The organism is Streptomyces arenae, assembly GCF_022343545.1.
In the GTDB taxonomy this organism is placed as follows: domain Bacteria; phylum Actinomycetota; class Actinomycetes; order Streptomycetales; family Streptomycetaceae; genus Streptomyces; species Streptomyces humi.
The window spans coordinates 295,437-315,872 of the sequence record NZ_JAKQYH010000018.1 but is presented as its reverse complement, the minus strand read 5'-3'; the positions used below and the strand labels follow the sequence as shown (position 1 = coordinate 315,872).

The 20,436-nt window shown below is 69.8% G+C and carries 18 protein-coding genes and 1 tRNA gene; 8 read left to right on the top strand and 11 right to left on the bottom strand.

All coding sequences use genetic code 11. The features are described 5' to 3' along the window. Positions 1-168: 168 nt before the first annotated feature. The 3 genes from MB828_RS10670 to MB828_RS10660 all read right to left on the bottom strand — a co-directional run bounded on the left by MB828_RS10670 (position 169) and on the right by MB828_RS10660 (position 2,854). On the bottom strand, positions 169-498 hold the full coding sequence (locus MB828_RS10670; protein ID WP_301647979.1) for a rhodanese-like domain-containing protein: 330 nt from the start codon (positions 496-498) through the stop codon (positions 169-171). A gap of 38 nt (positions 499-536) precedes the next feature. Further along, positions 537-1,349 (bottom strand): hypothetical protein, encoded by an 813-nt coding sequence (locus MB828_RS10665; RefSeq protein WP_133023661.1) that lies wholly within the window; start codon positions 1,347-1,349, stop codon positions 537-539. Between the two features lie 125 nt (positions 1,350-1,474). Further along, positions 1,475-2,854, bottom strand: coding sequence for a DUF2252 domain-containing protein (locus tag MB828_RS10660; protein WP_301647978.1), 1,380 nt, complete (start codon positions 2,852-2,854; stop codon positions 1,475-1,477). A 581-nt stretch (positions 2,855-3,435) separates the two neighbouring features. Here MB828_RS10660 and MB828_RS10655 point away from each other — a divergent pair. After that, complete coding sequence (locus tag MB828_RS10655; RefSeq protein WP_301647937.1) at positions 3,436-4,230, top strand: hypothetical protein; 795 nt, start codon at positions 3,436-3,438, stop codon at positions 4,228-4,230. A gap of 42 nt (positions 4,231-4,272) precedes the next feature. On the opposite strand, the gene MB828_RS10650 is transcribed toward MB828_RS10655, so the two are convergent. Further along, on the bottom strand, positions 4,273-4,608 hold the full coding sequence (locus tag MB828_RS10650) for a helix-turn-helix domain-containing protein (protein WP_301647936.1): 336 nt from the start codon (positions 4,606-4,608) through the stop codon (positions 4,273-4,275). Between the two features lie 355 nt (positions 4,609-4,963). Continuing rightward, the gene (locus MB828_RS10645) at positions 4,964-5,893 is read right to left on the bottom strand and encodes an NAD(P)H-binding protein (protein WP_301647935.1); all 930 of its coding nucleotides are present in this window, start codon (positions 5,891-5,893) and stop codon (positions 4,964-4,966) included. Positions 5,894-6,615: 722 nt separating this feature from the next. On the opposite strand from MB828_RS10645, the gene MB828_RS10640 reads away from it, so the two are divergent. Next, entirely contained in the window at positions 6,616-7,893 is a 1,278-nt protein-coding gene (locus MB828_RS10640; RefSeq protein ID WP_301647934.1) for a M23 family metallopeptidase, read from the top strand. A gap of 200 nt (positions 7,894-8,093) precedes the next feature. Here MB828_RS10640 and MB828_RS10635 read toward each other — a convergent pair. Then, positions 8,094-8,177 (bottom strand) — tRNA-Leu (locus MB828_RS10635). A gap of 405 nt (positions 8,178-8,582) precedes the next feature. Here MB828_RS10635 and MB828_RS10630 point away from each other — a divergent pair. The 6 genes from MB828_RS10630 to pknB all read left to right on the top strand — a co-directional run bounded on the left by MB828_RS10630 (position 8,583) and on the right by pknB (position 16,760). Further along, the gene (locus MB828_RS10630; protein ID WP_133023669.1) at positions 8,583-9,470 is read left to right on the top strand and encodes an FhaA domain-containing protein; all 888 of its coding nucleotides are present in this window, start codon (positions 8,583-8,585) and stop codon (positions 9,468-9,470) included. 10 nt (positions 9,471-9,480) lie between these two features. Beyond that, positions 9,481-10,002, top strand: a complete 522-nt coding sequence (locus tag MB828_RS10625) for an FHA domain-containing protein FhaB/FipA (protein ID WP_046727648.1) — start codon at positions 9,481-9,483, stop codon at positions 10,000-10,002. A gap of 98 nt (positions 10,003-10,100) precedes the next feature. After that, positions 10,101-11,660 carry a Stp1/IreP family PP2C-type Ser/Thr phosphatase gene (locus MB828_RS10620; RefSeq protein ID WP_207920633.1) on the top strand — a complete coding sequence of 520 codons (1,560 nt, stop codon included), beginning with the start codon at positions 10,101-10,103 and terminating at the stop codon, positions 11,658-11,660. A gap of 27 nt (positions 11,661-11,687) precedes the next feature. After that, positions 11,688-13,127, top strand: coding sequence for an FtsW/RodA/SpoVE family cell cycle protein (locus MB828_RS10615; RefSeq protein WP_046727646.1), 1,440 nt, complete (start codon positions 11,688-11,690; stop codon positions 13,125-13,127). Further along, on the top strand, positions 13,124-14,608 hold the full coding sequence (locus MB828_RS10610; RefSeq protein ID WP_301647933.1) for a peptidoglycan D,D-transpeptidase FtsI family protein: 1,485 nt from the start codon (positions 13,124-13,126) through the stop codon (positions 14,606-14,608). The genes MB828_RS10615 and MB828_RS10610 overlap by 4 nt, the downstream gene beginning before the upstream one ends. Before the next feature lie 169 nt (positions 14,609-14,777). After that, the gene (gene pknB, locus MB828_RS10605) at positions 14,778-16,760 is read left to right on the top strand and encodes a Stk1 family PASTA domain-containing Ser/Thr kinase (RefSeq protein ID WP_301647932.1); all 1,983 of its coding nucleotides are present in this window, start codon (positions 14,778-14,780) and stop codon (positions 16,758-16,760) included. 320 nt (positions 16,761-17,080) lie between these two features. On the opposite strand, the gene MB828_RS10600 is transcribed toward pknB, so the two are convergent. The 5 genes from MB828_RS10600 to MB828_RS10580 are packed head-to-tail and all read right to left on the bottom strand — an operon-like array spanning position 17,081 to position 20,434. Continuing rightward, a complete protein-coding gene (locus MB828_RS10600) occupies positions 17,081-17,830 on the bottom strand; it encodes a class E sortase (protein ID WP_301647931.1) in 750 nt (249 codons plus the stop codon). Between the two features lie 28 nt (positions 17,831-17,858). Beyond that, on the bottom strand, positions 17,859-18,908 hold the full coding sequence (locus MB828_RS10595; RefSeq protein ID WP_301647930.1) for a class E sortase: 1,050 nt from the start codon (positions 18,906-18,908) through the stop codon (positions 17,859-17,861). Beyond that, positions 18,905-19,543, bottom strand: a complete 639-nt coding sequence (locus MB828_RS10590) for an aminodeoxychorismate/anthranilate synthase component II (protein ID WP_133023676.1) — start codon at positions 19,541-19,543, stop codon at positions 18,905-18,907. Before MB828_RS10590 ends, MB828_RS10595 begins: the two co-directional genes overlap by 4 nt. After that, a complete protein-coding gene (locus MB828_RS10585; protein ID WP_046727640.1) occupies positions 19,540-19,701 on the bottom strand; it encodes a hypothetical protein in 162 nt (53 codons plus the stop codon). The genes MB828_RS10590 and MB828_RS10585 overlap by 4 nt, the downstream gene beginning before the upstream one ends. Positions 19,702-19,753: 52 nt before the next feature. Then, entirely contained in the window at positions 19,754-20,434 is a 681-nt protein-coding gene (locus tag MB828_RS10580; protein WP_301647929.1) for a class E sortase, read from the bottom strand. Positions 20,435-20,436: the final 2 nt, after the last annotated feature.

Genomic DNA, 20,436 nt, shown 5'->3' with positions numbered 1-20,436 from the left:
GGTAGGGCAGAGAGCCGGATAGGCCGGATGGGGCAGAGAGACGGGGGCGGCCGGTTGTGTGTTCAGTGCCACTTGGTGGGGGCTGAGCGCGCAGTTCCCCGCGCCCCTGACGGGGCGCTCCACGGGTGCCTGGCGGGGCGCTCCCCGGGCGGCTCTTCCCGTGGCGGCTCAGAGCACGAAGCCTTCTTCGCCCGTGTCCGTCACGACCGCTCGGCCCGCCGCCTGCCAGACCTGCATGCCGCCGTCCACGTTCACCGCGTCGATGCCCTGCTGGGCCAGGTACATCGTGACCTGGGCCGAACGGCCGCCGGAGCGGCAGATGACGTGGACGCGGCCGTCCTGTGGGGCAGCCTCCGTCAGCTCGCCGTAGCGGGCCACGAACTCGCTGATCGGGATGTGCAGGGCGCCCGCGGCGTGGCCCGCCTGCCACTCGTCGTCCTCGCGGACGTCCAGCAGGAAGTCGCCGTCCTTGAGGTCCGTGACCTCGACCGTGGGCACACGCGCTGCGAAGTTCATGCTCCGACGCTACCCGACCGCTACTCCTGAACGAGCAGCGTGGCCAGTTCGGCCTCGCGCTCGGCCACGTCCTTGCGGAGCCGCTCGCCGATCTCGTCGAGGAGGGCGTCCGGGTCGTCGGGGGCCAGCCGGAGCAGACCGGCGATGGGGCCGTCCTCCAGTTCCTTGGCGACCAGGCCGAGCAGCTCCTTGCGCTGGGCGAGCCATTCGAGGCGGGCGTACAGCTCCTCGGCGCGGCTCGGCTTGCGCTCCGGCGGTACCGGGCCGGCCGCCCACTCCTCGGCCAGTTCGCGCAGCAGGGCCTCGTCACCACGGGCGTAGGCGGCGTTGACCCGGCTCAGGAACTCCTCGCGCCGCTCCTGCTCGGCGCCCTCCTGCACCAGGTCGGGGTGGGCCTTGCGGGCCAGCTCGCGGTAGAGCCGACGGGCCTCCTCGCTGGGCCGCACCCGCTGCGGGGGCCGCACCTCCTGCTCGGTGAGCATGGACACGGCCTCCGGGAACAGGCCGTCGCTGTCCATCCAGCCGTGCAGCAGCTCCTCGACGCCGGGGATGGGCATGACCCGGGCGCGGGCCTCCTCGGCGGCCCGGATGTCCGCGGGGTCGCCGGTGCGGGCGGCCTTGGCCTCCGCGATCCGCGCGTCCAGTTCCTCGAGGCGGAGGTAGAGGGGGCCGAGTTTCTGTTCGTGCAGGCGGGAGAAGTTCTCGACCTCGACACGGAAGGTCTCGACCGCGATCTCGTACTCGATCAACGCCTGCTCGGCGGCCCGCACGGCCCGCTCCAGGCGTTCCTCGGGCCGCGGTGCCTGGGACTGCTCAGCTTCCGGGGTCGTCACCCGACCAGACTAGGGCCTGTTCTCGTCGTCGGTGGCCGGGACCCACTCGGCGACCAGGTCCGTGCAGGCCACGACCAGGGTGCCGGGGCGGCAGGCGCGACGTACTTCGTCTACGCACCTCCGGGTCACACTCCCAGCTCCGCCGCGATCCGTCCCGTGCGCACCGCGGTCGCCAGGTGTTCGTGGTCCGCCTCCGTGCGGTCGGCGTAGGTGACCGCGAACGCGGCGATCGCCTCGTCCAGTTCCTCGTTCTTGCCGCAGTAGCCGGCGATCAGGCGTGGGTCGGCGCTGTGCGAGTGGGCGCGGGCCAGCAGGGCGCCGGTCATCCTGCCGTAGTCGTCGATCTGGTCGGGGGACAGGGCCGCCGGGTCGACGCTGCCCTTGCGGTTGCGGAACTGGCGGACCTGGAAGGGGCGGCCGTCCACCGTGGTCCAGCCGAGCAGGATGTCGCTGACCACCTGCATCCGCTTCTGGCCGAGCACCACCCGCCGGCCCTCGTGGTCGGCGGCCGGCGTCTCGAAGCCGGCCGTGGCGAGGTGCGGCACGAGCGCGGACGGCCGGGCCTCCTTGACCTGGAGGATCAGCGGTTCGCCGCGGTGGTCGAGGAGGAGGACGACATAGGAGCGGGTGCCGACGCTGCCGGTGCCGACGATCCGGAAGGCGACGTCGTGCGGGGCGTGCCGGGCGAGCAGCGGATGGCGGTCCTCGGAGAGCGTGCCGACGTAGTGCTCCAGGGCCGCGGTGACCGCCGCCGCCTCCGCGTCCGTGACCCGGCGCAGCACCGGCGCGGCGTCCACGAAGCGCCGGCCGCCGCCCTCGGTGGGCTCGGTGGACCGGGCCGCGAACCGGCCGCTGGTGTTGGCGCGGGCCTTCTCCGAGACCCGGCGCAGGGTGCCGAGCATGTCGTGGGCGTCGGAGTGGGAGACCAGTTCCTCGTCCGCGATGGCGTTCCACGCGTCAAGCACCGGGAGTCTGGCCAGCAGGCGCATGGTGCGGCGGTAGGCGCCGGCCGCGTCCCCCGCCGCCTTGCGGCACATGTCCTCGTCGGCGCCCGCCTCCCGGCCGGCCAGCACCAGGGAGGCGGCGAGCCGCTTGAGGTCCCACTCCCAGGGGCCGCGCACCGTCTCGTCGAAGTCGTTCAGGTCGATGACGAGGTCGCCGCGCGGGTCGCCGTACAGACCGAAGTTGGCCGCGTGGGCGTCGCCGCAGATCTGGGTGGCGATCCTGGTCATCGGGGTGCGCGCCAGGTCGTGCGCCATCAGCCCGGCCGAACCGCGCAGGAACGCGAACGGGGACGCGGCCATCCTGCCGACCCTTATCGGGACCAGCTCCGCCAGGCGGTCCCGGTTGGACTCCTCGACCGCGCTCACCGCGTCGGGCCGGGAGTCGTCCAGGTCGAGGGTGGCGTGGGCGGCACGCGGGACGGCCGAACGCAGCGCCTTGCCCTCCTCCTTGGGCGAGCCCTTCGGCGGCCACTGCGCGAAGCCCTTCGGCGCGGGCAACATGCGCACCCCCGCCGTCGTCGGCCCGTCAAGTCCGGTCACGTCGACCGCCTCCCCCGTACGCCACACCGCACCGCTCGAACATCAACTCGTGGAGACGGTACAGGCGGGGGCCGAAACCCGTCAGACCCTGTGGACAACTTCGGGATGGTTTGGGCGAGGTGGGCCGGTGTCGCCGGATGTCCACAGCCGACGAGGCCCAGCGACAAGTGATCGGTCGAAGGTGACGAGCGAAGTTATCGAGCCAATCCGGTCGCGACGGTCCCCCGCGGCCGGTCCGACGCGGGATGTGGACACTCGGCCCGGGTCGCAGTAGCGAAGTGACCGTCACGTCCTCCCCGCGGGCACGGGTCGCTCGGCCGTGCGAAACCCCGGGTGGCCGGATCACCGCATTCCGTGGCGGCCTGTTGCGCAAAGTAACGCCATGGGGGCGCGGTGGGTGACATCATCTCCGGTACTCGCTGCAGCCGACCCGCGCCGGGCCTGCGGTGAGAGGGCCGGGCGCACACGCCGACGGGGAGCCCGGCTCGCCCTCTGCTCGCCTGCGACGGTCCTCCCTGTCCATGCACGACTTGGGGCCGTTCATGACCTGGTACCACCACAGCTGGCTGTCCGGTTACGCGTTACCGGCCGTCCTGAGCGCCTCTCTCGCGTGGATCGGCCTGGTCCGGCACTCCGTCGGCAAGGGCCGGCTGACGGGCAGTTGGCGGTCCACCGGCCTGACGGTCACGGTCCTCGTGCTGACGGGTGCGGTGGGCGTCGCCGCCGGGCTGGCCCTTCCCCATCTGGCCAAGCTGCCGCCGGTGGCCGCGGGTCTGGCGACCGGGGTCACGACCATGCCCCGCAAGAGGCAGGACGACACGACCCAGCCCTACGTCAAGTTCATGACGCTCGGCATCGCCTGGTTCAGGGACCGGCTCGAGTACCGGATGCTGCTGGACGCGCACAGCTGGAGCACCGGGTTCCTGGACGGTTTCGAGAAGCCGACGCAGCTTCGCGTGTTCGTGCACGACCTCAGGAACTACCTGGTGGACCGGCATCCCGCACTCCACAAGACGGTCAACGGTCTCTTCGACACGGCCGACCGTGCCATGATCCACGCGCTCGACGTGCAGACGAAGACCGACCAGGCCCGTCGGGACGTGGACGGGTGGCTGCGGGATCCCACCGCCGAGGAGGTCTACCGGTGCCGCAGTGCTTTCGGTGAGGCCTTCAACCGCTGCGGGGACCTGTTGCTCTGCGCCTATCTGCACGGGCGCCGCACGGAGCAGGCCGAACTGGAGAGGCTGCGGGCCGACGCGCTGCCGAGCGACGCCTTCCACAGTTCGGCGCTGCCTGTGCAGAGACGCCGGTTCGGCCGCCGCCGCAACCGCGTCTAGCGACGGCGGCTCGCCGCACTCCCAGCGACGCGGCCGGCCCACTCACCGGTGTGCAGAGGCGCCGCTCTTGTGCAGGGACAGCGGCTGCGCGCCGGTCACCGGCAGGCCCTGGGCGGTCTCCGGCAGCCGAGGCGAGAACCTGATCTCCACGTCGGCGCCCAGCGCCTCCGCCGCGGCGGCCAGCGTGCGTATCGTCAGGTTCGCGTCACCGGACATGATCTGACTGACCCGGCCAGGGCTCACCCCCATGGCCTTGGCGAGGTCGGAACGCGATGTGCCGAGCCCGGCCAGCAGGCCGGCCAGGGATGCGGACGCCTGCCGTGCCAACTGGGCTCCGGCTAACTCGGCGTTGTTTTCACCACGAGCGAATATGCTCATCGTACGACCCCCAACTCAAGCTGCCTCAGCGGACGTTGGCGCTTCCCCAAGGATGCCACCTTTAGGTCTAGCTAAACACCGGATTCGCGCAGAAGCCCCTCCCGCGATGGCGTGAAACAGCCCCCGCCACCACCGCTGACCTGCACATACGATCCCCCCACCCAGCCCCCTCATGGCCGATCCCACATCACTCCAATGGAGGCCCACCCAGCCCACCCCGACACCTGACGTGTGCACTGCACGACGAAACGGACCCCGCCCCGCTTCCTCACCGGGACGGTCCTGGCGGCACTCACCTGCGCCCCTTGCACCTCCTCGACGTGGCCGATCCGTCCTGGCAGGGTGGTGAGTGGGTTCAGGCGGTGAAGAGTTCCGGGTTCTGGTGGATGAAATCGGCTACTCCTGTGGCGGGGTGGCCGGTGACCTCTGCCACGCCTGGTGCCTGGCGGTCGTAGCGGCCGGCCGCGTGCAGGCGGGCCATGGTGGAGATGTGCTGGAGCACGTGGTCCGGCAGTCCCAGCGCCCCGAGATCGTTGTCGAGCCAGTCCCGCAACGGGACGTCGATGTGGCCGACCGTGCGGTGCAAGGCTTCGGAGATCTCCGCCGTCAGAGCGACGATGTCCTGCGACCGGGGACCGGTCAGTTCATAGGTCCGGCCGATGTGCCCGGCCGGAGCGGCCAGAATCTCCTCGACGACCGCGGCCACGTCAGCGGCCGCGACCGGGGAGGTCTTCGCCTTGCCGAAGGGCCACCTGGCGATGCCGTCCCCGGCGATCGAGGAGAACACGGTCCGGAAGATCGGGTTCTCCAGGAAGACGGTCGGCCTGACCTGGACCACGGGCAGACCCGACCAGTCGAGAACCTGCTCGACCAGCCACTGCTGACGATGCTGGTGCGACTCGGAGCCGCTGGTGGCGTCCATCTCGGAGACGGTCAGCTGCGACATGTTCACGAACGCCTCCAACCCTCCGTAGTCGCGCGCCACCGTCGCTGTGGTCACGGCGGCCAGCAGGTACTCCGCCGAGACGGCCATGCCGAAATACATCCGGCCGCAACCGTCGAGGGCTTCGGCGACATCAGAGGCCCGCGTCAGATCTCCGACCACCACGTCGGCACCCGTCGCGCGCAGCGCCCGCGCACGGTCGTCGTCCCGGCGCACCAGGGCACGGACCGGGAGCCCACGGCGTCGTAGACCCTGGACCACGCTCCTGCCGACGGCCCCGACGCTACCCGCGGCACCGGTCACCAGAACGGGCCGCATGCCTGCTTGCGGGCTGTAGTCCATGGGGGCAGCCTGCGGCCCGCACGACCGGGGCGCAACCGGGGTGACGCCGGCCCTGGCGGAGGACCCGGCGGAGGACCCGGCACGAGTCCGGCGGCGCCGCGACCAGCGGCTCGGAGCCGACCAGCGGCTCGGAGCACAGCCCGCACCGCGACGCCGGACATGGATGGCATCGCCGACATGGGAGGAGTCCCCGGCTGGGGCTCCGTGCATCCGCCGCGACCGACGCCGGTTGGTACCCACGCGTCAGGGAGGGCCGCGGCGAAGCTGTGCCGGGCGCGCCAGCCGGTGCAGTGACCGGGGACGATCAGCTCGGGCGCGAGTTCGGTGAGCGCGGCCACCGTCGGGCCGACGACCGGCTCGAAGGCGTGGCCGCTCAGGTGGAAGCCGCCGATGAGGGCCGAACCTGCCGACGCCGGTCAGCCGCATGGCGTGCCGGACGACGTTCACCAACCCGGCGTGGCCGCACGCGGTGATGACGACAAGTCCACGCCCGTGGTCCGCCGGAGTGCGGTGCCGACCTCGCCCGGATCCTCATCCAGGAACAGCCGAAGGTCCCCGCCGTGCTGCACAACCTGGCCGCCTTTCTCATCGTCTTCCAGACCGCGGTGCTGTGCTTCGCCGCCGCCTACGGAAAAACACGCGGAAGATGTGGCAGGACGGCGTGGCCATGCACAACACCGCCCATGGGTCCGGAAGGGCGACACCGTGGCCTGGTGCGGCCGATGCCTGACACGACCGGGGAATCGGCGACGCCCCGCCAGGCGGGGCGGCCGGACCCTCGACCGGCGGGTGCCGCGGCGCAAGCGCTGTACCGCTTCCTCACCGCCGAGGCCGCCGACCGGGAGCATCTCGCGCCGCGCGTGGCCGCCGCCGTGGGCCGCGCACGGCTCGACGAGATCGTCGACGTCACGCTCGCGCGCATCGGAGACGTCACCCGCATACGCGACAGCCGCGACGGCCTGGTGATCGAGGGCGCCACCGGCCGAGCCCTCGCCTTCGCCGTCAGCCAGGACGGCCTGCGACTCGACGAGTTGCTGATCCGGCCGGGGGCGTACCGGCCACCGCGCCTGCGCATCCCGCCGGAGGTACGCGGAGCGTTCGGCTGGACCGTCCTGGCACTGTTGCTCGTCCTGCGCATCGAAGCGTGCTGGGAGGCGCCCTCCCGCCTCGTCTGGTGCGGGAGGGTGCTCATGGTGGTGGCCGGCTACGTCGCCCTGGAGGGCTGGTTCACGCCCGCTCGGCTCCCGTGGTGGATCCGCCGGCCCATGGAGGCCGGGGCGCTCGTCGCTCCTGCCTCCGCGTGGCGTCTGCCCGGGCTGCCCGTCTCCGGTGGCAATGCCGCCGAACCCGTCGTGGGCGTCGTCCTGGTCGGCGTCTTCGGCGCGTTGCTCGTCCGGGCACGACGTCACCGCTGGGGAACGGCCGTCTCCCGCCCCCTCGTGTTCCCCCTGCGGGGCGGCAGTTGGTACATCGCGCAGGGCGGAGGGCGCGGCCTCAACCACCATTTCGCCTTCCCCGAACAGCGGGGTGCCCTGGACATCCTCCAGGTCGGCCCCGGCGGCGCACGGGCGCGCCACCGCGCCCGAGGCGACCGCGCGGGCGGAAAGAACATGAGCCATCTCGTCTACGGGCAGCCCGTGCACGCCCCTTGCGACGGTACGGTCGTCTCCGCCGCCGGCCACATCGACGACCAGGAACCCGGCCTCATCCGCTACCAGCCCCGTTACGGCAACCACGTGTGGATCGACACGGGCGCCGAGATCGTCAAGCTGGCCCATCTGCGCCCCGGCACCGTGACCGTGGCCAAGGGCGACACCGTGCGCGCCGGACAGGTGCTCGGCGAGGTCGGCAACTCGGGCAACAGCACCGAGCCGCACCTGCACATCCACGCCGAACGCGACGGCGTCGGCCTCGACCTGGAGTTCGAGGGGGTCCCGGGCCCGCTGTGCCGGGGCCGGACCGTCCGCTCGGGGACCACACCACGCCCTTCGTCGGCGTAGGTCGATCCGGTCCCCTGGCACCGCAGCACAAACGAAGACAGGCCCCGCCCGTGAGATAGCTCACGAGGTGGGGCCTTCCACATGGCCTTGCCAAGGCCGTGCGATGCCTCACAGTCACCTGCGATCACGGCCCAACGAGAAACGGACCCTCACCGTGACTTCCGTCACTGGTGAGAGCCCGTTTCTTCGGTATCTCTCTGTGCGCGAGGGGGGAGTTGAACCCCCACGCCCTTGCGGGCACTGGAACCTGAATCCAGCGCGTCTGCCTATTCCGCCACCCGCGCATTGGGTGTGTCCTCCGGTGTCGGCCCCGTTCTCCCGGGCCTGCCCCTTCCGACATCCAGAACACTAGCACGTGGGACAGGGTGGGTTCACATCCCTTGTCCCTGGGCAGCGCTCACCTGAAGATCACGTACCCAGCAGTCGGCGTTCACGTATCAACCTCGTACCGGTCCGTGCCATCTGTCCAGGAGACGGATCGGGTCCACAGTCAGGTGCGGGACACTGGTCGTGAGCCACCTCTACGATCCTGGGAAGAAGAAGCGCCGATCCTTGACAGGAGAAGCGAACCGATCGGTTCGAAGGGGGGCCGCTCGGGGAACCGGCTGATTGCCGGGCGCGTAGATACGATCAGTGAGCAGTAGCGGTAACGGCAGGCAGTACGGGCAAGGCGACAGAGGAGGTGCCCTGTGGGAGTCCTGAAGAAGTTCGAGCAGCGTCTCGAAGGTCTGGTCAACGGCACCTTCGCCAAGGTGTTCAAGTCCGAGGTCCAGCCCGTGGAGATCGCCGGTGCGCTGCAGCGCGAGTGCGACAACAACGCGACCATCTGGAACCGCGACCGGACCGTCGTACCCAACGACTTCATCGTGGAGCTGAGCGCCCCCGACTTCGAGCGGCTCAGCCCCTACTCCGGGCAGCTCGGCGACGAGCTCGCCGGGATGGTCCGCGACTACGCCAAGCAGCAGCGCTACACCTTCATGGGGCCGATCAAGGTCAACCTGGAGAAGGCCGACGACCTCGACACCGGCCTGTACCGGGTGCGCAGCCGTACGCTCGCCTCCTCCAGCAACCAGCAGGCCCCGGACCGGGCCCCCGCGGGCGGCGCCCCGCAGCGGCCGGGCGGCTACGGCTACCCGCCGGCCGGCGGTGCCGCCGCCGCCCCGCCGATGCCGAGCGCACCGCCGCCCGGCGCCCCGCAGCGCCCCGGCGGCTACGGCTACCCACAGCCGTCGCAGCCCACGGGCCAGCGCCCCGCCGGTCCCTCGGGACCGGTCGGCGCTCCCGCGCCCGGCTCCCGTACCCGCTACTGGATCGAGATCAACGGCACCCGCCATCAGATCTCCCGCGCGACGCTCGTGCTGGGCCGCAGCACCGAGGCCGACGTGCGGATCGACGACCCCGGCGTCTCCCGCCGGCACTGCGAGATCCGGACCGGAACGCCCTCGACGATCCAGGATCTCGGGTCCACCAACGGCATCGTGGTGGACGGGCAGCACACCACCCGCGCTACGCTCCGCGACGGCTCGCGGATCGTCGTGGGCAGCAGCACCATCATTTACCGGCAAGCCGAAGGGTGAAGCGGGGGCAATGTCAGAGCTGACCCTCACGGTCATGCGGCTGGGTTTCCTGGCCGTACTGTGGCTGTTCGTGATCGTGGCCGTGCAGGTCATCCGCAGCGACCTGTTCGGTACGCGCGTCACCCAGCGCGGATCGCGTAGGGAAGAAGGCCGCCGGCAGCAGCCCGCCGCCCGGCAGCAGGCCGCGCCCCCGCAGCAGCGCGGCCAGCAGCCCGCGAGCGGCGGCCGCCGGCGCAACGCCCCCAGCAAGCTGGTCGTCAGCGAGGGCACGCTGACCGGGACGACGGTCGCCCTCCAGGGCCAGACCATCACCCTGGGCCGCGCCCACGACTCGACGATCGTGCTGGACGACGACTACGCCTCCAGCCGCCATGCCAGGATCTACCCGGACCGCGACGGCCAGTGGATCGTCGAGGACCTCGGCTCCACCAACGGCACGTACCTGGACCGGTCCCGGCTGACGACTCCGACGCCGATCCCGCTGGGCGCACCGATCCGCATCGGGAAAACCGTCATCGAGCTGCGGAAGTAGTGCTACATCATGATTAGGCGCGAGCGGAGCGAGCACGCAGCGGCGGACCGGACGCCGGCCCCTTGCGCGCTCCCGACCGGAGGGTGGGCACCGTGCGGATGTACCCGGAGCCGACGGGCGAGGTGCGCATGAGTCTGTCACTGCGCTTCGCCGCCGGATCGCACAAAGGCATGATCCGGGAGGGCAACGAGGACTCCGGTTACGCCGGTCCCCGCCTGCTCGCCATCGCCGACGGCATGGGCGGCCAGGCCGCCGGCGAGGTCGCCTCCTCCGAGGTGATCTCCACCCTGGTCACGCTCGACGACGACGTGCCCGGCTCCGACATCCTCACCTCCCTCGGCCACGCCGTGCAGCGCGCCAACGACCAGCTGCGCGCCATGGTGGAGGAGGACCCGCAGCTCGAGGGCATGGGCACCACCCTCACCGCCCTGCTGTGGACCGGCCAGCGCCTCGGCCTCGTCCACGTCGGCGACTCCCGCGCGTACCTGCTGCGTGACGGTGTGCTCACCCAGATCACCCAGGACCACACCTGGGTGCAGCGGCTCGTCGACGAGGGCCGGATCACCGAAGAGGAAGCCACCACCCACCCGCAGCGCTCCCTGCTGATGCGCGCGCTGGGCAGCGGCGAGCACGTCGAACCGGACCTCTCCATCCGCGAGGTGCGCGCCGGCGACCGCTACCTCATCTGCTCCGACGGACTCTCCGGCGTCGTCTCCCACCAGACCCTGGAGGAGACCCTCGCCAGCTACCAGGGCCCGCAGGAGACCGTGCAGGAGCTGATCCAGCTCGCGCTGCGCGGCGGCGGCCCCGACAACATCACCGTCATCATCGCGGACGTCCTCGACCTGGACACCGGCGACACCCTCGCGAGCCAGCTCTCCGACACCCCCGTGGTGGTCGGCGCCGTCGCCGAGAACCAGCAGCACCTGCACGACAACGGCTTCATGCAGACCCCGGCGGGCCGCGCCGCCAGCCTCGGCAGGCAGGGCCACGGCGGAGGCGGCGAGTTCGGTCCCCCCGGCTCCGGCGACACCACCGGCTACGTCCAGGACGGCAGCTTCGGCGACTACACCGACGACGACTTCGTGAAGCCCCGCAAGGGCCGCAGGTGGCTGAAGAGATCCTTCTACAGCGTGCTCGCCCTCGCCGTCATCGGCGGGGGCCTCTACGGCGGCTGGCGCTGGACCCAGACCCAGTACTACGTCGGCGCCAACGGCGAGCACGTCGCCCTGTACCAGGGCATCAGCCAGGACCTGGCCTGGGTGTCGTTGTCGAAGGTCGAACAGGACCACCCCGAGATCGAACTCAAGTACCTGCCGCCCTACCAGCAGAAGCAGGTCAAGGCCACCATCGCCGAGGGCGGTCTCAAGGACGCCCGGTCCAAGGTCCAGGAGCTGGCCGTGCAGGCGTCCGCCTGCAAGAAGGAGTCGGAGCGCGCCGCGTCCGAGTCGAAGACCAGCTCCAAGACCGGCCAGGGCGAGGCCGGCGGCACCACGGGAACCACCAAGACCTCTCTCACGTCCAAGGCCTCGCCAAGCCCTTCGAAATCGGCGTCCTCCACGGCGTCACCGTCCCCGTCCCCCTCAGCGACCCCCAGCCCCGGCCCCACCCTCTCGGAGGATGAGCAGAAGGTCGTCTCGCTGTGCGGTAAGCAGTAGGCAAGCCGTGAGAGGCCCCGTCACACCATGAGCAGTTCCACCAACACCTCGACACACCACACGTCCACGATCGGTGCGATCGGCGCGCCGAGCCGGCGCAACACCGAGCTCGCCCTCCTGGTGTTCGCGGTCGTCATCCCGGTCTTCGCCTACGCCAACGTGGGCCTGGCCATCGACGACAAGGTCCCCGCGGGCCTGCTGAGCTACGGCCTGGGACTCGGTCTGATGGCCGGCGTCGCCCATCTCGCCGTACGCAAGTTCGCCCCCTACGCGGACCCGCTGCTGCTGCCGCTGGCCACGCTGCTCAACGGCCTCGGACTCGTCGTCATCTGGCGGCTGGACCAGTCCAAACTGCTCCAGTCCATCAAACAGGCCGGCACCGCGGCCCCCCGCCAGCTGCTCTACACGGCGATGGGCATCGCGCTCTTCATCGTGGTGCTGATCTTCCTCAAGGACCACCGCGTCCTCCAGCGCTACACCTACATCTCCATGGTGGGCGCGCTCTTCCTGCTGCTCCTCCCGCTCGTCCCGGGCCTCGGCGCCAACATCTACGGCGCGAAGATCTGGATCTCGGTGGCCGGCTTCTCCATCCAGCCCGGTGAGTTCGCCAAGATCGTCCTGGCGATCTTCTTCGCCGGCTACCTGATGGTGAAGCGGGACGCCCTCGCGCTGGCCAGCCGCCGCTTCATCGGCCTCTACCTGCCGCGCGGCCGCGACCTCGGCCCGATCCTGGTCGTCTGGTTCATCTCCATCCTCATCCTGGTCTTCGAGACCGACCTCGGTACCTCGCTGCTGTTCTTCGGCATGTTCGTGATCATGCTGTACGTCGCCACCGAGCGGACCAGCTGGATCGTCTTCGGTCTGCTGATGTCCGGCGCCGGCGCGGTCGGCGTGGCCAGCTTCGAACCGCACGTCCAGCAGCGTGTCCAGGCCTGGCTCGACCCGATGAAGGAGTACACGCTCAGCCAGCAGGGCGTGGCCGGCCACTCCGAGCAGTCGATGCAGGCGCTGTGGGCCTTCGGCTCCGGCGGCACCCTCGGCACCGGCCTCGGCCAGGGCCACTCGGACCTCATCCGGTTCGCCGCCAACTCGGACTTCGTCCTCGCCACCTTCGGCGAGGAACTGGGCCTGGCCGGCATCATGGCGCTCCTGCTGATCTACGGCCTGATCGTGGAACGCGGTGTGCGCACCTCGCTCGCCGCCCGCGACCCGTTCGGCAAGCTGCTCGCCGTCGGCCTCTCCGGTGCCTTCGCGCTCCAGGTCTTCGTCGTCGCCGGCGGTGTCATGGGCCTCATCCCGCTGACCGGTATGACCATGCCGTTCCTGGCCTACGGCGGTTCCTCCGTCATCGCCAACTGGGCCCTCATCGGCATCCTCATCAGAATCAGCGACACGGCACGCCGCCCGGCACCCGCCCCCGCCGCCACCCCCGACGCCGAGATGACCCAGGTGGTCCGCCCGTCATGAACAAGCCCCTGCGCCGGATCGCGATCTTCTGCGGCCTCCTGGTCCTCACCCTGCTGCTGCGCGACAACTGGCTCCAGTACGTCAAGGCAGACACCCTGCGGACGGACCCGAAGAACCGCCGCGTCACCATCGCCCGCTACTCCACCCCGCGCGGCGACATCATCGTCGACGGCAACCCGATCACCGGCTCCACCGCGTCCAGCTCGTCCGGTCTCAACGACCTCAAGTACAAGCGCACCTACAAGAACGGCGCCATGTGGGCGCCGGTCACCGGCTACGCCTCACAGGCCTTCGGTGCCAACCAGCTGGAGTCCCTCGAGGACGGCATCCTCACCGGCAACGACGACCGGCTCTTCTTCCGCAACACCCTCGACATGGTCACCGGCAAGCAGAAGCAGGGCGGCAACGTCGTCACCACGCTGAACGCGGCCGCGCAGAAGGCCGCCTACAACGGTCTCAAGAGCCAGGGCGGCAAGGGCGCGGTCGTGGCCCTGGAGCCGTCCACCGGCAAGATCCTGGCGCTCGCCTCGTACCCGTCGTACGACCCCTCGGTCTTCGCCGGCAACTCGAACACCGACGCCGCCGCGTGGAAGAAGCTGCAGAAGAAGTACAACCCGAACGACCCGATGCTCAACCGGGCGCTGCGCGAGACCTACCCGCCGGGCTCCACCTTCAAGGTGGTCACCGCCGCGGCCGCGCTCCAGAACGGGCTGTACACCTCCGCGGACGAGGCCACCAAGTCGCCGTTGCCGTACGTCATGCCGGGTACCACCACCGAGCTGAAGAACGAGGGCAGCATCCCCTGCAAGAACGCGACCATGCGGATCGCGCTGCGGTACTCCTGCAACACCGTCTTCGGCAAGATCGGCGCCGACCTCGGCAACGACAAGATGCTGGCCGAGGCGAAGAAGTTCGGCTTCGACCAGGAGCAGTTCACGCCGGTCCGCTCCAGCGCCTCGGTCTTCTCCGACAAGATGAACCAGTCGCAGACCGCGCTGTCCTCGATCGGCCAGTACAACACCGCCGCGACCCCGTTGCAGATGGCCATGGTCGCCTCCGCGGTCGCCAACGACGGCAAGCTGATGAAGCCGTACATGATCGACAAGCTGCAGTCCTCGGGTGTCGACACGATCTCGCAGACCGACCCCGAGGAGATGAGCCAGCCGCTCTCCTCCGCCAACGCCCAGGTCCTCCAGTCCATGATGGAGACGGTCGTCAAGGACGGCACGGGCAAGAACGCGCAGATCAACGGCGTCACCGTGGGCGGCAAGACCGGTACCGCCCAGCACGGCGTGGAGAACAGCGAGAACCCCTACGCCTGGTTCATCTCCTACGCCAAGCTCCCCGACGGCAGCAAGCCGGTCGCGGTCGCCGTGGTGATCGAGGACGACCAGGCCAACCGTGACGACATCTCCGGCGGTGGCCTCGCGGCCCCGATCGCGAAGAGCGTGATGGAGGCGGTCATCAACTCCAAGAAGTGAGCCCGATCACGTTCGCTTCACATCGGTGCACGTTGCGATACCGGTCCTGTATCGGGTTACGGGCTTGGCCAGGTCACACAAACACAGCCGGGTACGGTAGGCCCGGACGGCAGCCTCCGGCCACACACCCGTGGCGGCCGGGACCGACGGAGAGGGCTGGTAGGTAGCTATGGAAGAGCCGCGTCGCCTCGGCGGCCGGTACGAGCTGGGCCACGTGCTCGGCCGTGGTGGCATGGCGGAGGTCTACTTCGCGCATGACACGCGGCTCGGCCGCGCGGTGGCCGTGAAGACGCTCCGCGTGGACCTCGCGCGTGATCCGTCCTTCCAGGCCCGGTTCCGCCGGGAGGCTCAGTCGGCCGCCTCGCTCAACCACCCCGCGATCGTCGCGGTCTACGACACGGGCGAGGACTACATCGACGGGGTCTCGATCCCGTACATCGTCATGGAGTACGTGGAGGGCTCGACCCTGCGCGAGCTGCTGCACTCCGGACGCAAGCTGCTGCCCGAGCGCGCGATGGAGATGACCATCGGCATCCTCCAGGGCCTGGAGTACGCGCACCGCAGCGGCATCGTCCACCGTGACATCAAGCCGGCGAACGTCATGCTGACGCGCAACGGCCAGGTCAAGGTGATGGACTTCGGCATCGCCCGCGCCATGGGCGACTCCGGCATGACCATGACCCAGACGGCCGCGGTCATCGGCACCGCCCAGTACCTCTCTCCCGAGCAGGCCAAGGGCGAGCAGGTGGACGCCCGCTCCGACCTCTATTCGACCGGTTGCCTCCTCTACGAGCTGCTGACGGTACGACCGCCCTTCGTGGGCGACTCCCCCGTGGCCGTCGCCTACCAGCACGTACGTGAGGAACCGCAGCCCCCGTCGGTGTTCGACCCTGAGATCACGCCCGAGATGGACGCGATCGTCCTGCGGGCCCTGGTCAAGGACCCGAACTACCGCTACCAGTCGGCCGACGAGATGCGCGCCGACATCGAGGCGTGCCTGGACGGCCAGCCGGTCGCGGCCACCGCCGCCATGGGCTCCGTCGGCTACGGCGGCTACCCGGACGACCAGGCGACCACGGCGCTGCGCGCGGACGCCGGCGCCACCACCATGCTGCCGCCCATGAACCCGGACGACGGCGGCTACGGCTACGACGACCGCCCGGACCGCCGCCGCCAGCAGAAGAAGAACAACACGTCGACGATCCTGCTCGTGGTCGCCGGCGTCCTGGTGCTGGTCGGCGCCATCCTGATCGGCAAGTGGGCGTTCGGGGGCGGGGCTGGCAACGACACGGTCTCCACGCCGACCTTCGTCGGGCAGACCGAGAACTCCGCCAAGAAGATGGCCGACAACATCGGTCTCGTCCTGGCGACCACCAGCAAGACCTGCGCGAACCAGCCCAAGGGCAACGTCTGCAGCCAGGACCCCCAGCCGAACGCCGACGTCAAGAAGGGTTCGACGGTCAACCTGGTCATCTCGACGGGCGCGCCGAAGGTCGCGGTAGACAACGTGATCGGCAAGAACGTCGACGCCGCGACCACGCAGCTGGAGAACAAGGGCTTCAAGGTCAAGATCACCAAGACCGTCTCCACCCAGGACGAGGGCACGGTCCTCAGCCAGAACCCCGACCCGGGCACCGAGAAGGAGAAGGGCTCGGTCATCACCCTGGAAGTGGCCAAGGCCGAGGAGAAGTCCACGGTCCCCGACGTCACCAACCAGACCTGTGACGCGGCCAAGGCGCAGATGACGGCCAACAACCTGACCGGCAACTGCACCGAGGTGGAGACCGACGACGCCAACCTGGTCGGCAAGGTCATCTCGACCGACCCCCAGAAGGGCACGCAGGTCGACAAGAACTCCACGGTGAACATCCAGATCGGCAAGGCCAAGCAGCAGACGGCCGTGCCGAGCGTGGTCACCCAGACCCTGAAGCAGGCGCGACAGACCCTGCAGGCAGCCGGCTTCACCAACATCCAGGTGAACGGCGACTCCAGCGACAACGCCATCGTCGCCAGCCAGGACCCGCAGGCGAACACCGGAGTCGACGACCCCGGCAACACGCAGATCACCCTCACCACGGTGAACGTGGGCAACGGCAACAACAACGGCGGCAACAACGGCGGCACCAACTTCTTCGGCGGCACCACCGGCTGACACCCCGCCCACACGAGTCGGCCCCCGCCCGGGTTCCCCGGACGGGGGCCGCTTCCATTCAGTGGGAGCCGGTCACGCCGGCCCGGACACAGCCTGTGGATAACTCCGCCTCGACCGAGCTACCGGATCTCGACGACCGCATCGACCAGCGCATCACCCACATCCCCGGCACGCCCGTCGATCACCGCCGTACACCGTGGGGTGCTGGAGGAGTGGAGTGCCGGGAGCCTCTGAGGATCCTGGAGTGAGCACGGCCTGACGTGAAAGGGCCCGAAGTCGCAAGGGACAGTTGCGGCTTCGGGCCTTCGTCATGCGCTCAGTCAGCCCAGTTCCTTCGGCGGAGTCCGCTTGCTGTCGACCTTCTGGACCCGGACCAGCTCGCCCCAGACGACGTAGCGGTAGCGGCTTGTGTAGACCGGGGTGCAGGTGGTCAGGGTGATGTAGTGGCCCGGCTTGGTCTTGCCGGATTCCGTCGGGACCTGGGAGAGGACCTTGACGTTGTACTTCGAGGTCTCCGGGAGGATGTCGTAGACCTTGTAGACGTACCAGTCGTCACGCGTCTCGAAGACGATCGGGTCGCCGACCTTCACCTTGTCGATGTTGTGGAACTTCGCGCCGTGGCCGTCCCGGTGCGCGGCCAGGGTGAAGTTGCCGGCCTTCCCGGTGGTGGGCAGCGTCGCCTTCGCCGGGTCCGTGTAGTAGCCGGCCACGCCGTCGTTGAGGATCTCCGTCGACGTGCCCTTCTCGACCAGCACCTCGCCGTTCTTCATGGACGGCACGTGCAGGAACCCGATGCCGTCCTTCGTGTCCAGCGCGCCGGGGCCGGTGTCCTGCTGGGCCCAGGTGTCACGCACCTTGTCGCCCTCCCGGTCCGCCTTGCGGTCCGCTATCACGTTCGTCCACCAGAGCGAGTAGACGACGAACAGGCCGAGCACCAGGCCCGCCGTGATGAGGAGTTCCCCCAGGACGCTGACCGCGGTCGCGATCCTGCCGATCGGCCGACGGCCCGGCCCGGGCCCCGCCTCCGGCGCGTCGGTCTGCTCTGCGGTGTCGTCGGCGGTCGCTGCCACTGTTCCTCTGCCCTTAGCCCTTAAGCCCTTATTCGACGAGCGCGTCTGGCTTGCCCTTGCTGCGCGGGCGTTCCTCCACCATCTTGCCCCAGACGATCAACCGGTACTTGCTGGTGAACTCCGGCGTACAGGTGGTCAGGGTGATGTACCGGCCCGCCTTGGTGAAACCCGAACCCTTCGGGACCGGGTCCAGCACGCTCACGTTGCTCGGCGACGTCACCGGCAGCATCGACGTCACCTTGTACACGAAGTACTCGTCCTGCGTCTCGACCACCACGGCGTCCCCGGCCACCAGCCTGTTGATGTACCGGAACGGCTCACCGTGGGTGTTGCGGTGCGCGGCAAGACCGAAGTTGCCGGTCTTGTCCTGCGGCATCGCGGTCTTCAGCGCACCCTCGCCGTAGTGCCCCACCATGCCCTTGTCGAGGACCTTCTTGTTGCTGACGCCCTCGGCGATCGGCGCCACCACGTCCAGCTTGGGGATGTGCAGGATGGCGAAACCCTGGCCGGGCTCGAAGACACCGGGGGCACGCTTGCCACTCGCCCAGTCCTTCTGCAGCGAGCTGGCCTCGCTGCCGGCCTGGGCGTGCGCGCGCACGTTCGTCCACCACAGCTGGTAGGTGACGAAGAGCAGCATCAGCACACCGGTGGTGATGAACACCTCGCCTATCGCCCGGCTCGCCACGACCGCCGGACTGGGCTTGCGCAGCCGCTCCCGGCGACGCGCCTCCACCCGGGACAGCGGGCGACCCGACGCCCGGTTCCCCTGCGTCTCCTGAGCCGGAGCCTCCGGTGCGCCGCCGTGACGGCCACCGCGGCGCTTGGCGGCCTTTCTGCGGGCCGCTCGGCCGCCCCCTGGGACTCCCGTGGTGGAAGAGGCTGCCGTGCCCGCAGAAGCCGATATGGGGGGCGGATCGGGGATCCGCAGGGCGACGGTCTCCTCGTCGATCGGCGGGAGGTACGCCGTCGGCTCCCCGACCGGCGGAAGAAACGCCGTCTCCCCGTGCGCGCCGGATCCCCCGTACGACTGACCCCCGTACGGGGTATCGGTCTCGCGCTCGGGGCGCAGCGCGGTCACGCCGTGGCCCTGCCCACCACCGGGGCGAGCCCCGCCGACCTCGCCACGGCCCCCTGGTCACCGCATTCCACCAGCCAGTTGGCCAGCATCAGGTGCCCGTGCTCGGTCAGCACCGACTCGGGATGGAACTGCACGCCCTCGACCGGGAGTTCACGGTGCCTGAGCCCCATGATGATCCCGTCGTGGGTGCGGGCGGTCACCTCGAGCTCGGCCGGGACCGTGGCCGGTTCCGCGGCGAGCGAGTGGTAGCGGGTCGCGGTGAACGGGGTCGGCAGGCCCGCGAAGACCCCCTTGCCCGCGTGCTCCACCAGCGAGGTCTTGCCGTGCAGCAGCTCGGGCGCCCGGTCCACCACACCGCCGTACGCCACCTGCATCGACTGCATGCCCAGGCAGACCCCGAAGACCGGGACACCGGTCGCGGCGCAGTGCCGGACCATGTCCACGCAGACGCCCGCCTCCTCGGGGGTGCCGGGGCCGGGCGACAGCAGGACGCCGTCGAAGCCGTCCTGGGCGTGCGCCGTCGACACCTCGTCGTTGCGCAGCACCTCGCACTCGGCGCCCAGCTGGTACAGGTACTGGACCAGGTTGAAGACGAAGCTGTCGTAGTTGTCGACGACGAGAATCCGCGCGCTCACTGGTTGTCCACCGTCACATCGTTGAAGGGCAGCAGTGGTTCGGCCCAGGGGAAGACGTACTGGAACAGGACGTAGACCACGGCCAGGACCAGCACGAGCGAGATCAGCGCCCTCACCCACACGTTCCCCGGCAGATGCCGCCAGATCCAGCCGTACATGCCGTCCCTTCCGTTCCGCCACGGCACCAGAATCCCGCCGTACTGCACCAGACTAACGGCGCAGCGCCGCCGGTCTGCCTGCCTCCACAGCCTGTGTGGAGTCCAGATGCGCCCAGACGATCAGCCGATGACTGTGCCCCCACTCCGGATCGCACGTGGTCAGCGTGAGATAGCGCCCCGGACGCGTATACCCCGACTTACGTGGCACAGGGTCGATCACTTCAACGTCCGTCGGAACTGTTTTGTAGGGGCCTTTGTCGATCCGATACGTGAACCAGGTCGTCCCGTCGGTCAGGACGATCGCGTCACCCTTACGGAGCTCCGGGAAGTCGAGGAACGGGTCGCCGTACGTGCGCCGATGGCCGGCGACCGCGAAGTTGCCCCGCTGGCCGAGCCGGGCGGTCCTGGCGTAGTGGGCGAGCCCCTTCTTCAGCACGTCGGTGCCGGTGCCCTCGAGGACCGGCTTGTTCCACGTGAAACCGAACCGCGGGATGTACATGATCGCGAAAGGCCTGCCGTAGTGGTACGCGGCGGGCCGGGCCGCGGCGGAGGCCCGCGCCGTGGGGCGCACCGTGGCGCCGTCCGACCACTGCCTCTGTAACTGGTCGATCTGGTCGTGCATGACGCCGTCGGCCTTCACACCGGTCCAGAACAGCACGTACGCGACGAAGAGCACGATGAGCGCGCCGACGGTGACGCAGAGCTCGCTGACGGTCCTGACGATCACGCGCACCG

Coding starts and splice junctions, on each gene's coding strand:
- MB828_RS10625 (WP_046727648.1), top strand. CDS start 9,481: ATGTCAGAGCTGACCCTCACGGTCATGCGGCTGGGTTTCCTGGCCGTA.
- MB828_RS10650 (WP_301647936.1), bottom strand. CDS start 4,608: ATGAGCATATTCGCTCGTGGTGAAAACAACGCCGAGTTAGCCGGAGCC.
- pknB (WP_301647932.1), top strand. CDS start 14,778: ATGGAAGAGCCGCGTCGCCTCGGCGGCCGGTACGAGCTGGGCCACGTG.
- MB828_RS10615 (WP_046727646.1), top strand. CDS start 11,688: ATGAGCAGTTCCACCAACACCTCGACACACCACACGTCCACGATCGGT.
- MB828_RS10660 (WP_301647978.1), bottom strand. CDS start 2,854: ATGTTGCCCGCGCCGAAGGGCTTCGCGCAGTGGCCGCCGAAGGGCTCG.
- MB828_RS10620 (WP_207920633.1), top strand. CDS start 10,101: ATGTACCCGGAGCCGACGGGCGAGGTGCGCATGAGTCTGTCACTGCGC.
- MB828_RS10640 (WP_301647934.1), top strand. CDS start 6,616: ATGCCTGACACGACCGGGGAATCGGCGACGCCCCGCCAGGCGGGGCGG.
- MB828_RS10645 (WP_301647935.1), bottom strand. CDS start 5,893: ATGGACTACAGCCCGCAAGCAGGCATGCGGCCCGTTCTGGTGACCGGT.
- MB828_RS10655 (WP_301647937.1), top strand. CDS start 3,436: ATGACCTGGTACCACCACAGCTGGCTGTCCGGTTACGCGTTACCGGCC.
- MB828_RS10585 (WP_046727640.1), bottom strand. CDS start 19,701: ATGTACGGCTGGATCTGGCGGCATCTGCCGGGGAACGTGTGGGTGAGG.
- MB828_RS10610 (WP_301647933.1), top strand. CDS start 13,124: ATGAACAAGCCCCTGCGCCGGATCGCGATCTTCTGCGGCCTCCTGGTC.